The following is a 12,768-nucleotide window of genomic DNA, read 5'->3' on the forward strand; positions in this document are numbered from 1 at the left end:
AATACTGGCACATATCATTATTGATATTGTTATCGAAAAACCCTCTGGCCGTAAACCTCTGGGCAGTTGGCGCAGCGGTTTTGAGCTCCGGTGTGTTGATGAACCGGGCAACAGTTGCAACTGGAGTTCCAGGGAGCTACGGCAACCTCGAAACCCGCGGCAAGCGGGGCAGCTGTTGCGCAAAATTATTTATTCAGGGAAGCACTGACTAAAGAGCCTTCTGGAAACGAGCAGTTATTTCGTTTGGCAAGGCGTGATCTTTTTTTGAAGCAGGAGTGGACTCTTCCGTGCTCGACGGTTTCAAAAAAGTGAAGCAACGCAGCCAAACGGAATAAATCAGCGTTTCCTTAGAAACAGCTCTTGGAGCTGAGTTAAAACTGGCTTTGATGCTGGCAGGCAGCACCTCCATTTTGGGTGTGCAAAGGCTGCGTTTCCTTACGGTAAAGGAAAGGATTTTTCGAAAATACTCCTGTTATTATGGTCTGATATGTGTATTAACTATTATATGACTAATTAAATTATTTAAAGCTAACTTTATTTGACATTGAGAATCCCGTGCGGCACTATGCCGCATGCCCGAAACCAAGGTCGTTTCCGCCCGCGAAGTCGCGCTTCTTACCATTCCGCAGCTGGGTCTGATGTTCTGCTACATGGTCATGTCCATGATAGATCTTTGGGTGGCGGGGCAGCTCAATGAGGGCGTGTTGGCCGCGCTGGGATTTACAGCCCAGATACTTGCCTTTTTGATGCTGCTGACGGCTGTGGTGGGCAGCGGCTGTATGGCTATGGTCAGCCAGTCGCTTGGGGCGGGAAAACCCTTGCGTGCCCGCCGCTATTCCGGCCTGATAGTTGCTCTTTCCTTTACCGCTGGTTCCGTCATTTCTCTTTTGGGGCTCGGCGTGCTTCTGGCATTGCCCATGACAGATCTTGTGCCTGAGGCCATAGCGCCGATGGTGCGCACCTTTGGCTTCGCCTACGCAGCCCAGTTGCCCTTCTATTACAGCCTCGTCATGCTTAATTCCGTGTTTCGCGCACACAAGATGGTCTGGCTGCCCACGGCCACGCTTTGTCTTGTGACAGCCATCAAATTTGTCAGCAGCGTGGGGTTGGGCCTTGGCTGGTGGGGCTTCCCACAACTCGGGTACGCCGCCGTTGCCTGGACAACGTTTGCCTCGTCTGTGGCAGGCTTTATCTGCAACATCATTCTGGCCGTGCGTGTAAATATTTTGCGGGCGTCGTCATTTGCCGGGTGGCGGTGGAACAAGCTGGCCATGCCCCGGCTGTGGCGTGTGGGCGCTCCGGCGGCACTTGGCAATGTGGCCGGGCATGCGGGCAGCATTGTGCTTCTTGCCTGCGTTTCCAGCCTTCCTTTGCATGCGGTGGACGCCATAGCGGCGATGACCCTTGGTATGCGCGTTATGGGCTTTTTGTTGTTTCCGCTTGCCGGGCTGGGCATGACCCTGACCATCCTCAGCGGGCATTTGCTGGGGGCTGGCCTGGGGCGCGACGGGTATGCCCTGGGGTTGCGCTATGGCCTGTGGGTGGCTGCGGCTCTGGCTGTGGCCGGGCTGGGTTTGTATGTGTTATGCGGGCCAGTGATAAGGCTTTTTACACAAGAGTCTGGCACCGTAGCCCTTGCGGAGACGTTTTTGCAGATTTCCTGCCTTGTGCTGCCCTTGCAGGGGATGAGCCAGATGTTGAGCGCGGTTCTGGCCGGAGCCGGAGCCACGCGCTTCACCTGCCGGGTAAGCTGTTTCACAACCTGGGGAGTGTCGGTGCCGCTGGCGTATTGTCTGGCTCACTGGCTGGATTTCGGGGCCTTTGGGGCGTATGTTGGCATGGCTTGCGGCACGCTGGTGGCATCCATCTGGACGCTGCAAATCTATGTGCAAAAAAAATGGTTTGGTGCCATACGTGTTCTCTGATATTTGTGTGGCACGTTTTTAGGCCTATGGACGAAGCAGAATATGCAAGGAGCTTGTTCAATGGATCAGGAAGAAAAGGATCTTTCTCCTGCCCTGGAAAACTACCTGGCCATTATTTTTAAGCAGGAGTTCGCCACTGGCGCATGTCGACCCAGTGATATTGCCGATGCGGCCAAGGTTGCGCGCCCATCTGTAACCAATGCCCTGCGCTCGTTGGCCAAGCGTGGCTATATCAGCTATGAGCCGTACAGCCTTGTGAATTTGACGCAAAAAGGCCTTCAGGCCGGGCAGCGACTGGCTCACCGGAATATGGTTTTGCGGGAATTTTTTTCAACGGTGCTGCAATTGCCCGAAGAAACCGCGGCTGACATGGCCTGTCAGCTTGAGCACGTCATGCCCGATGACGTGATGCTGCGCTGGCGGCTCTTTGTGTTGTACATGCGTCACACCATGCCCCAGTGGGAAGGCTGGCTGGAAAAAAGCCTTGCCCTGCGGGACGCGCATGCGGCCAAAAAGCACAGACTGCCCACGGCCGATGAGGCTCCCCCTGCAATCGTGAACCGCCGTGATTTTGTGGATGAAGGCTAGAACATTTAAACTTTTTCAAAATTTAAATGTTCTATCGCTGCCAAGAGTGCAGTGCGCCGCAGCGCGGCGTGGATTCTGCCATAAATCGCATTTTGGGGCAGAATGACAACTTTGAAATGTGATGCATTTCAAAGTTAACCTGCTCCAGACCGGATTTTTAGCGTTTTTTACAGCTGCTGTGTCAGGTGGCCCTTTTTCCCGGACGTGTATGAAGAGTACACTCCGGCGAAAGGGCCGCTTTTTTATTTTTGGGTCAACCTGCCGTTGAAAACAGCTCATGGTCGGCACGACAAAAAACAAGCAGCCCGGCGATGAATCTGCCGGGCTGCTCGACGGGAAGGTAAAAAATCCTGTAACATGTTGCCTTGAAACAGAAAATCTTTTCAGAGGCTTACCCCCCTCTGGGGTTCCTCACGGCGCAAAAGATCTTTTGCACCTGTGCGGCTTCAAGGGCTATTTCAGTTTGTATTCCACGGGCACGCGCACGCTGAAGGCCGCGCCCTGCACCCCGGTGTTCAGGCCAATCAGCTTTTCCCCCAATTCCTTGGTGGCATTGTCCAGTGCCGCCTGCCCGCAGTGTTTGTCCAGACTGCTAGCCGTAATGCGTCCCTGATCATTTATGCTGACCAGCAGAATCACAAGCCCTTCTGCGCCGCTACGGCGGGCATGCTTGGGGTAGTTTTTATTTTTCTCCACAGCATTGAGAATTTTGCTCAGGGCCGTGTTTTTAGTGGAGGCTGAAACGCCGCCTGCTACCCCGCCAGCCACGCCGCCTGGTTTTCCGCCGGGTACGCCACCCAAGACTCCCCCCGCAACGCCGCCGTCAGGGCTGCCCTCAGGATGGCCCACCTGCTGACGCGGGCCGGGAACCGCATTTTTCTGCTCAAGCAGCTGCGTTTTTTGCGCTGCGATCTTGCGCGGTTCAGGCTTTGCCACGGGCGGTTGAACCTTGGGCTTTTGCTCCACAACCTTGGGTTTTTCTTCCGGCTTGGGCTCTTCCCTTGGTTTTTCCAGCTCGGGTTGGGGCGGCAGCACCGCAGTAAAGGGCGAATCATCGGCCATAAGGCGTCGCTCGACGGGTTGCTCGCTAGACTCAATGCGAATCTCCACAGATTCAAGCCGCATGGACATGACCATAGGCCCTGCCGCAGCGGCAGGAAGCAGCACCCTTTGGGGTTGCCTTGGCAAGGACATGAGCAGCGCCGCCAGCATAATTATGCCGGATGTTATGCACAGGGCATAATTGCGGCTGCGCGTCTGCGCCGCAACGTCACAATGGCGTGGACGCCGAAGTCGCTTGTGTGCTGATAACAAAGCGGCCTCCTCTCTTGGTCTTGGCCTGGTCCACCACACCCACAAAGGCGTTGAATGGGGCCTTTTCATCCACATGCAGGTTCAGCAATGCGTCGGGCATGGTCTCCAGCAGGGCGGGCAGGGCTTCTTTGCTGACCTGCTGCCCTTCATGATGGATGGTGCCGTCCTGCTTGATGGAAATGACCAGCTCCCGGGTGCGGGTAGCGCCCGGGTCTGGGGCTTCGGCCTTGGGCAGAACGATTTCCAGTATGGGTTTGCTGAACGAGGCCGTGAGAATAAAGAAAAAAAGCAGCACAATGATAACGTCAACAAGCGGCGTGAGGTCAATGCTGACTTCTTCGTCCAGATCGAACATAGGATCTCCTTATGCGGATTCCGGTTCCGGACTCACAGGGCATGACGCCGGGGTGTCCACCACGCCGTGCTTCATGGCGGGCGCGGCTACGCGAACAGGACGGGCCGCTCCCTGGCAAAGCTCAAGGGCGCGGTAGCTGTGTTCCACAGCCTCAATATGAAAGCCTTTGAACTTGAGCAGCAGGAAATAGTAGGCAATGAGCATGGGAATGGCCACGCTCAGGCCCATAGCCGTGGTAATGAGCACTTCCCAGATGCCAGCTGCCAACTGGGCAGGATCGGGAGTTGCCGTGTCGGCAATGGCCTGAAACACGCGCACCATGCCAAGCACCGTACCCAGCAGGCCCATGAGGGGAGAAATCATGGCCACAAGGCGCAACCAGCACAGACTTTTGGTAGTCTGCTCAAAGTTGCGGTGAAACAGGTAGGCCACTTCAGCCCTGATGTCCTGCGAGTGCCCGCTGTGGGTTTTGACCACATCACGCACAATGGCGATCAGGGGGTTATCGCTGTTGTTGTTGCGCAGGCAGCGGCTTTCCCCCGTGTTTTCCAGATCAAGAAAGCCGTGCTGAAAGTTTCTCCACACCAGAGCGAGGTAGAAATATGTGCGGAAAGCAATGTACACGCCAGCGCACCCCACAACCACAAGGGCGCAGCCTGCAGGGCCGATGGCGTTATAAATGGCGGCCAAATTCATGCCTGATATCCTTATGCGTTGTCCTGAGCGTTTGCAGCGCCCGGGTTTGAACTGGAGTATGCAACCTTGAAAGAGGCTGCATACTCCAACGCTGCACGAGAGTGCAGCACGCCGCAACGCGGCGTGGGTTCTGCCGTAAATCGTATTTGGGGGCAGAATGGCAACTTTGAAATATGAAGCATTTCAAAGTTACTCTGCTCCAAGTGCGCGGGCAAAATCCACAAAGGCTTCACGAGCCTTGCGGCAGTCTTCTTCGTCGGGGTGCTTGGCCGCTTCTTCAAGGCGGGCACGGCGTTCTTCAGTCATAGGGTGAGCGCTGTTGGCCATTTTCTGCATCATGGCCACCACGGCGGGGTCCACGCGCCCCTGGCAAAGAAAGGTGCCAAGCACTTTGTTGCCCTGCGCGGGGTCGGTCAGCAATGCCTCGCCCTGCACCTTGCAGTGGGCGGCGTGTTCAGAATCCGGCCACGCGCCGAGTGTGCCGAAGAGGGCCACGTTGCAGTTTTTGATCTGCTCCATATACTTTTTGGCCTTGTCGTCAGGCATTCCCTTGTCTACCCAATAGCCCACGGCCACGAGGTCGTAGCCCTCGGGCAGCGGCGCTTCTTCAACCGGGTGCAGATGGCAGCCGGGCAAAGCTTCGGCCACGGCCTCGGCGATTTTGCGGGTATTGCCTGTACGCGAAGAATAAACCACAAGACTTTTCATTATATTTCCTCCTTGCCGAAGGCGTCGCGCAGGGCGAAAAAGCCGTCGCGGGCTTCGGGAATAAGCGCTTTCTTTTCACGGCCCACATAGATGGCGAACAGCACCGCGCCCGCCGCATCCAGAAATTGCACGCTGTGGCTTTCCAGCCCCATGAAGGGCAGGGAAAGGAAGCAGATGTGGGCAACTTCATCACTGCAAATATGGCCGCTCAGGGGAAGGCCGTGCTCAAGATTGAAGTAGCCTCCGCCGTGTTTGCCGCCGGGAATGCGCCCCTTGATCTCCACAACACTGCGTCCGTGACGCATGATGAAGGTCGCACAGGGCCACTGGGCCAGACCTTGCCACACATCGTCAAAGGCCGTGCCGGGGGCAAAAGCCCTCATGCTTTCGGGCAGGGCGCGGGCGGCGCACAGTTCAGTGACCGCGAACTGCCGGGCAATGGTGTCGAGCATGACCATCTTTTGCGTGGTCAGCATCGTTTCCACCTGCGGGCGCAGGGCTTCAATGGCAGATGTGTCTGCAGTGCAAGTGCTCATAATAAATCTCCTCTATGCTGCCGGAGCGGCGGCGTCGTGTATGCCGGTACGGTCCCCTTGCGCGGCGGGTAAGCTGTAATCCGGCGGCAGGGGCAGCCGCAGGGCATGGCGGCCCATGCGGGCCAGTAATTCAAGGTCATGCGTGATAAGCAGTATGCAGCGGCCTTCCAGCGCCTGAGCTTCCAGCGCCTGCGCCAGCCGGGCCATGTTTTGTCCGTCCAGGCCGCTGGTGGGTTCGTCCAGTATGAGCAGACGCGGCTTTTTAGCCAGCGCGCAGGCAATGACAAGACGCTGCTTTTCGCCGCCGGAAAGCGATTGGGGATGGCGCTGCGCCAGAGCTTCCAGCCCGAAGGCTGTCAGCAGGTCCAGAGCGGCCTTTTTGTCTTTTTGGCCTGCCAGATCAAGGCAGGTCTGCACCTCTGCGAGCACCGTTCTCATATGGAGCTGATGGTCGGCATTTTGTAGCACGATGCCAGTGCCAGCGAGACGTTGGCGCGGGGGCATGGGCTGCCCGTCCAGCGTGATTTCTCCGGCCTGGGGCAGGTTCAGTCCGGCCAGCACGCGGGCCAGTGTCGTCTTGCCCGTGCCGTTGGGGCCGATGAGCGCCGTGATGCCCGAGGGCAGCGCAATGCGGGCGTTTTCGTACAGGGGGTCCTGCCCTTTGTGAGCATAGGTGAGGTTGTGCGCTTCCACCGGGCATGATTCGGCGATGGAACAGGAGGGCAGCACGTCGCGCACGTCAGGCACGCAGGCTTCCCGCAGACCGTAACTGGCACGCAGGTCTGCATCGTACAGGATGGAAAAATCTCCCTGCTCGCGGATACGCCCGTCCTGCATGACGATGACCCTGTCGGCCACGTCGGCCAGCCAGTACAGGCGGTGATCCACCACCAGAATGGCCATGCCCTGTGCTTTGAGCTGCTTGAGTTGCAGGGCCAGTTCTTCTGTGGATTCGGGGTCCAGGTTGGCGGTGGGTTCGTCCAGAATGAGCGCCTGCGGGGTTTGCGTCCACAAGGTCGCAAGGCCAACTTTTTGTTTCTGCCCTTCCGAAAGTTCGTGAATGGACGCGCCCAGCAGCGGTTGCAGGTTGAACTGGCGCACTGACCGCTTCACGGTTTCGTGCATTGTATCCACGGGCATGCCTTGCCATTCAAGGGCAAAGGCCAGCTCGTCCTCCACATTGAGCGCAAAGAACTGCTGTTCCGGGTCTTGAAAAAGCGTACCTGCCTGCTGGGCCAGATGAGGCAAATCCTGTTCCACGGTGGGGGTACCGTTGACGAGCACCTGACCCTCCAGAATACCGGCAAAATGCAGGGGGCACAGCCCGTTGGCCAGGCGGATGAGCGTTGATTTGCCGCAACCGCTAGCCCCGGTGCAAAGCACCACTTCGCCGGGTTTGACATGCAGCGAGATATTTTCCACCGCTGGCCGCCCCTGGAACGGGTAGGTGTAGCTGACATTATTAAAGCGCAACATCAGCGCATGCCTCCTGTCACAGGATTATTCAACATGTACTGGCAGGCAAGCGCGCCGACCACCACAAGCATAGCTGCTGCCAGCAGCAGGCTGTCGCGGCGGGTCCAGGCATTGGTGCGGTAGGGAGTGAGTTTTTCACCCATGCCAAGCCCCTTGAGCTCAGCCGCGACCCCCAGATCTTCCGAAGTGCGCAGGGAGCGGAACAGGAGGGGCGTAAACAGCAGGCGCAGGCTGAGTATGGGATGGCACGTCATTGTCCACGGATTCAGCTTGTAGCCACGCAGCTTGAGGGATTCCGTCACCTGCTTCACGTCATTGATGAAGGTGGGGATAAACCGGATAATGACCGCCGCTGGCAGATATATGCAGAAGGGCAGGCGCATCCCGCGCAGTGCGTCCAGCAGATATTGCACCCGGCTGGACAACGCCAGCGGCAGCACCACATGCAGCATGGTCAGCACACGCAAAAAGGGAATTGCCAATGACGTGAAGTTCATCCCGCCCATGAGGCGGGGCGAAAACTGCCCCATAATCCATACGCAGCCCATTGCCATAAAAATCATGACAGTCAGGACGGCATAGGCCACAAGCAGGGCCTTGGGTTTGCGCATGCACAGGGCATAGCACAGTGAGGCCCCGGCCAGCACCAGCTGGCCTTCAAGGTTGGAAACAATAAGGGTACCCAGCGAGGCAAGCACACTTACCCCGATTTTGGCCCGCACGTCGGCCTCATAAAGCCAGCCCTGCGGCAAAGGGCGGTTACTGGCGTACAATGCCTGCATGGCGCAGCTCCCTTACGGCTCTGACGCCGGTAAAAAGACCTATAAGCGCACCCGCGTACCCCAGAATCACAATGGGCACGGCGGCCACGAGCATGGCTGGGTTTTCACGCATGTACAGCCATGAAACACCCAGAGAGCAAATCCTGAACAGGAGGTCGAAGACGGCCACCGCCACCAACGGCCCCCAGGGTCTTGCATAACCGCCTGCGAGAGCCACTGCTGTTTCCGCAACCAGAGCCGCCGCCAGCATGGCTGGCAGCAAGGTAATGCTGGCACCGAGCAACAGCGCGCTCACCAGCATGTTGATAAGCACGAAAAGCAGCAGGGTGCCGGGCTTGCGCACCTTGTAGAGCATGACTATAAGCAGGGTGGTAAAAACGAGGTTCTTCAACAGCAGGGACACCGGATTCATGCCCCCTCCGGCCAGGGCCACCAGTAAGGTGGAGATTTTGGCAGCTGCCGAAAATACCCCTATGACCACCAGTTCATGGGCACTCCAGTAGCGGTTGACCGTGGACTTCATGATGCGTCTCCTGGCCCGTCTCTTATAGGAATTGAATATGAAATTCAATGCCAAAAAGAGACGGGCCCGATTATTAAAACTCTACACTGACCTTGATGTTGGCATGCACGCCGGGCTCATAGATGGAGTTACCGGTATTGAGTGCATACTTTTCATTAAAGATGTTAAGCACTTCACCCACAATGGCATACTGCTTTTCAGAACCGAACTTCACACCCAGCATGGCGTTGGCTGTGGTCCAGGAGTCATTGGAGTACACGGTGCGGGTGGCGGTGCCGCTTTCCTGTTCGGTTTTGCTGGCAAAGCGAATGTAGGCGTCGCCCATAATATCCAGATTCTCATTGACGGGGTAGAGCGCGCGTACGCCGGTACGGCCAGTCCATTCCGGCGTGCCGGTTTTCCACGTGGTGTAATTACCGTTGTCAAACTGGCGCTTCATCCAGGTAACGTCGATGTAGGGCGTGAAGCCGAAGGGCAGATCGTAGCCTGCGCTGAATTCCACACCGTGAGTCTTGGCCTGGCTGACATTCTGGTAGTGGTACAGATTGGTGCCAGTCTGCATGGATGAAATATAGTCGTCGGCCACGGTGTAGAAGCCTGTGACGTCAAGGCTGAGGCCGTGGGCGTAGTAGCGTGCGCCCACTTCCCAGGTGTTGGACTTTTCAGGCTTGAGATCCTGGTTGGGATATACCGTGCCGCCGCCCATGCTGGAGGTGATGTATTTTTCCTGCAAGTTGGGCACGCGGAAGCCTTGAGAAAATCCCGCCCGCAGGGTCAGGTCGTCAATGCCCTGCCACATGAGCGAAACGTTGAACACCGGCTGGGATTCCCACGTGTCGCCAGTGCCGCCGGCATTGAGATCGCTGTAGGTGGTGCTTGGGGGCATAGAGGTTTTTTTGCGCTGCCAGCCTTCGGCTGTGCCCATGTGCGAACTCACCCACGTCTGGCGCACGCCATAGGACAGCGTGAAGTCCCAGGGCAGCTTGCTTTCCATCAGCGCGTACAGGGCATGGGTGTCCATGTGGCCTTTGTACTTGTAGTGGCTGTCAGTCAGGGTATTGATCTGCATCATGGGGTTGGGCTTCACGGTCATGTTCATATCCGTGTCGGTTTTGGCGTCAAGATCGTCCCGATTGAACTCGTAGCCCGCGATAAGGTAATTGCTTTCGCCAATGGCCCAGTCAGATTGAAGGCTAGCGCCCCACTGCTCATTTTTGTTGTTGGCGTAGTTGTCCATAAGCATGGACATAGGACCGCTTGCCGACTCCACATGGTTGAGCATTTTTTTCCGGCTATGCTGCCAGAAGGCATCCATGCGCAGGCGCGGCAGGAAGAATGCGATATCCTTGGCTTCTACGAAGACTGCGGCTTTTTTGCGTTCCCAGGGGGAAATGTCAACATAGAAATTGGGGGTGCTTGTGTCGCCAGCCAGAATTTCACTGTAAAACTGTTCGTACAGACCGCCAACCGTGAGGTGCGGGTTGAAGTCATAACTCAGAAAGGCCGAGCCGGACTGCTGCTTGAACTTGGAATGCTTGGCCTCGCCATCAGGGGTGGACAGGTTATACTGGTAGGTATTGGCCCCGGTGACGCGGTACTTGAGTCCTTCGTATCCGCCGTATAGCGAAAGGCTCTCGTCAAAGCCCCGTGTGGAGCCGTTGTAGCTGGTGGTTATCTGCCCTTGAATGGGCTTTGTGCCGCCCTTCTTGGTTATGATGTTGATAACGCCGCCCATGGCTTCGGAGCCGTAAAGTACCGAAGCCGGTCCCTTGATGACCTCAATTCTTTCAATCATGGCAGGGTCCACAAGCAGGGCAGTGCCATCCATAGACTTGTTTTCAGCAATTTTTTGCCCGTCAACAAGCACCAGCACCCGGTTGGGGCTTTCGCCACGGATGGCAATGCGCTTCAAGCCCTGTGCCCCGGAGTTGACGACCTGCACGCCGGGAATGTCCTGCAAAATTCCGCCTACTGTGGCCGCAGGAGAAAGCTTTATTTCCTCTTCCGTCACCACGCTTACGGCCATAGGCACGTCCAGCAATTCTTTTTCAACGCGCGATGCTGATACCTTGACGGTATCGGTCTGAAGAGGTTCGGCATGGGCAGGGGCGCTCCAGAACAGTGCCCCGGCCAGACCCAGGGGGAGAGCATGCCTGCGTAAGTTACGCAGCAAGATCATCGTTTTCCTCCAGTATGAGTTTGAGATAGTTGAGCAACAACTGTGAAAGATTCACCTGCCAGAACTGCCCGGCCATAGTCAGCACGGCGCGGCCCCGATCGCGCATCAACAGACCCGCGCGCTGCCACTGGGTCAGCAGGGGGGACCATATATCGTCAAGGGGCAGGGCAAAGCGTTCTTCAAGGGCGGACAGGTTCAGACAGCCTTGCTCCATATCTTCGGCCACGGCCCTGAACAGGGCATAATGGGAGGACGGTTTTTGAAGCATGCTCACGGGCTTGCGGCCTTCAGCCACTTGCTGCCGCCAGGAGTCGTAATCGGGGGTGTTGATGTAGAAGTTTCCGGCAAAGTTGCCGCCGCCGCCGGGGCCGAAGGCAAGGCAGTTGGCGGAACCCTTGACGTAGAGGTTGTACAGGTTGCGCTCTCTGGAGGTGCGCGCCCAATGGCTGATGGACAGGCGGCGGTAGCGCGCTTCAGTCATGGCCTCGACCGAGGCCGCAAACATGGCCGACTGCGCGGGTATATCCGCTGATGGCGGGATGCTGCCGCTTTCAATGGCTTTGCCCAGCGGGGTCTGGCCATACACGTTGAGCTGGTAGCAGTCGGCGCCGTCCAGATTGAGGGACTGGGTAAAGGCGATGTCTTCCAGCCAGCAGTCCATATCCTGTCTGGGGAACCCGTAAATGAGGTCCACAATAACCGCTGACTGGTCGTAGCTCATGAGCAGTTCAAGCCCGCGAGCCATGTCTTCCCTGGTACCCAGGCGGCCCATTGAACGCCGGATTTCAGTATTGAAGCTCTGCACGCCCAGCGAGAATCTGTTGGCTCCCCCGGCAAAGCAGGCTTCCATTTTGCGGGCGTCAAAGTTGGTCAACCGTCCTTCGACGGTTATTTCGCAGTCATTGGCCAGGGGCAGGCTTTGACGCGCGGCCTTGAGAATACGCTCCAGGTCTTCAGCTTCCAGAGCGGTGGGGGTGCCGCCGCCAAGATACACGGCATGCACTGGAGTGCTCTGCGCGGCCGGGCTGTCGCGCCACAAGGCCAGTTCGGCCAGCAGGGTGTCGGTGTACTGGGCGCTTTCGTCCTCGCGGTAAGGTTTGTTGTAGAACCCGCAGTACAGGCAGTGGGTCTGGCAAAACGGCACATGAATGTACGCCACGGTTTTGCCCTGCAAGGGCTTTTGCAAAAGCGAGGTAATGAGGGGCTGTATTTCTTCGGCAGGCGTTGACCCGCCGCCCATGCCAGGATGCATGGCAATTTTGCCTTCAAAGGCGTGTGAAAGGGCGGAAACACCTTCTTTGGCAAAGTACTTGTCAGGATTGGGGCGCTTGAGAGAATTCAAACCATTTTGGTTGGAATTCTGCACTGATGCATGAAAGTTGTGAGTGTCGAACTGCATGATCCTTCCTTTGTGGGGTCGGGCTGCCCATTAAGTTAGTCTTGTCTAATTTGTTTAGGTGAGTCTACAAAAATGAAATCGAATGTCAATTGCTTTCTTCATATTTTTTATTACAAAATATTTTATATTTTATTTCAGTAAGATATGATGGTTGATAGTGCCCGGTGCCTGCTGCAAAATCTTACCCCCAGGCAAATACAGCGGTTAGTAGACGTATTTATGGGCGGTTTGAAGCGTCATAAACGTGGAGAACGACAAGTAGCTTGTTGGTCTGCTCGCAGTGCTGT

At 56.7% G+C, this 12,768-nt stretch carries 12 protein-coding genes; 2 read left to right on the forward strand and 10 right to left on the reverse strand.

Features of this window, described 5'->3' with window-relative positions:
- Nucleotides 1-572: 572 nt before the first annotated feature.
- Complete coding sequence (locus HNQ38_RS13535) at nt 573-1,925, forward strand: MATE family efflux transporter (RefSeq protein ID WP_183722267.1); 1,353 nt, start codon at nt 573-575, stop codon at nt 1,923-1,925.
- 60 nt (nt 1,926-1,985) lie between these two features.
- Nucleotides 1,986-2,513: a metal-dependent transcriptional regulator gene (locus tag HNQ38_RS13540; RefSeq protein ID WP_183722270.1), complete on the forward strand. Its 528-nt coding sequence runs from the start codon at nt 1,986-1,988 to the stop codon at nt 2,511-2,513.
- Between the two features lie 453 nt (nt 2,514-2,966).
- Here HNQ38_RS13540 and HNQ38_RS13545 read toward each other — a convergent pair whose 3' ends face one another.
- From HNQ38_RS13545 to hutW, 10 genes are all read right to left on the reverse strand, one after another.
- Nucleotides 2,967-3,827, reverse strand: a complete 861-nt coding sequence (locus HNQ38_RS13545; protein WP_183722273.1) for an energy transducer TonB family protein — start codon at nt 3,825-3,827, stop codon at nt 2,967-2,969.
- Nucleotides 3,784-4,182, reverse strand: a complete 399-nt coding sequence (locus HNQ38_RS13550) for an ExbD/TolR family protein (protein ID WP_183722276.1) — start codon at nt 4,180-4,182, stop codon at nt 3,784-3,786. Before HNQ38_RS13550 ends, HNQ38_RS13545 begins: the two co-directional genes overlap by 44 nt.
- A gap of 9 nt (nt 4,183-4,191) precedes the next feature.
- On the reverse strand, nt 4,192-4,878 hold the full coding sequence (locus HNQ38_RS13555) for a MotA/TolQ/ExbB proton channel family protein (protein ID WP_183722279.1): 687 nt from the start codon (nt 4,876-4,878) through the stop codon (nt 4,192-4,194).
- 189 nt (nt 4,879-5,067) lie between these two features.
- A complete protein-coding gene (locus HNQ38_RS13560) occupies nt 5,068-5,586 on the reverse strand; it encodes a flavodoxin family protein (protein ID WP_183722282.1) in 519 nt (172 codons plus the stop codon).
- Nucleotides 5,586-6,122 carry a heme utilization cystosolic carrier protein HutX gene (gene hutX, locus HNQ38_RS13565; protein WP_246388165.1) on the reverse strand — a complete coding sequence of 179 codons (537 nt, stop codon included), beginning with the start codon at nt 6,120-6,122 and terminating at the stop codon, nt 5,586-5,588. Before hutX ends, HNQ38_RS13560 begins: the two co-directional genes overlap by 1 nt.
- Before the next feature lie 12 nt (nt 6,123-6,134).
- The gene (locus tag HNQ38_RS13570; RefSeq protein WP_183722285.1) at nt 6,135-7,598 is read right to left on the reverse strand and encodes an ABC transporter ATP-binding protein; all 1,464 of its coding nucleotides are present in this window, start codon (nt 7,596-7,598) and stop codon (nt 6,135-6,137) included.
- The gene (locus HNQ38_RS13575) at nt 7,598-8,380 is read right to left on the reverse strand and encodes an energy-coupling factor transporter transmembrane component T (protein WP_183722287.1); all 783 of its coding nucleotides are present in this window, start codon (nt 8,378-8,380) and stop codon (nt 7,598-7,600) included. Before HNQ38_RS13575 ends, HNQ38_RS13570 begins: the two co-directional genes overlap by 1 nt.
- Entirely contained in the window at nt 8,358-8,903 is a 546-nt protein-coding gene (locus tag HNQ38_RS13580; RefSeq protein WP_183722290.1) for an MptD family putative ECF transporter S component, read from the reverse strand. Before HNQ38_RS13580 ends, HNQ38_RS13575 begins: the two co-directional genes overlap by 23 nt.
- A gap of 73 nt (nt 8,904-8,976) precedes the next feature.
- On the reverse strand, nt 8,977-11,082 hold the full coding sequence (locus HNQ38_RS13585; protein ID WP_183722293.1) for a TonB-dependent receptor plug domain-containing protein: 2,106 nt from the start codon (nt 11,080-11,082) through the stop codon (nt 8,977-8,979).
- Nucleotides 11,066-12,481, reverse strand: coding sequence for a heme anaerobic degradation radical SAM methyltransferase ChuW/HutW (gene hutW, locus HNQ38_RS13590; RefSeq protein WP_183722296.1), 1,416 nt, complete (start codon nt 12,479-12,481; stop codon nt 11,066-11,068). The genes HNQ38_RS13585 and hutW overlap by 17 nt, the downstream gene beginning before the upstream one ends.
- Nucleotides 12,482-12,768: the final 287 nt, after the last annotated feature.

It is taken from the genome of Desulfovibrio intestinalis (assembly GCF_014202345.1).
Lineage (GTDB): Bacteria > Desulfobacterota > Desulfovibrionia > Desulfovibrionales > Desulfovibrionaceae > Desulfovibrio > Desulfovibrio intestinalis.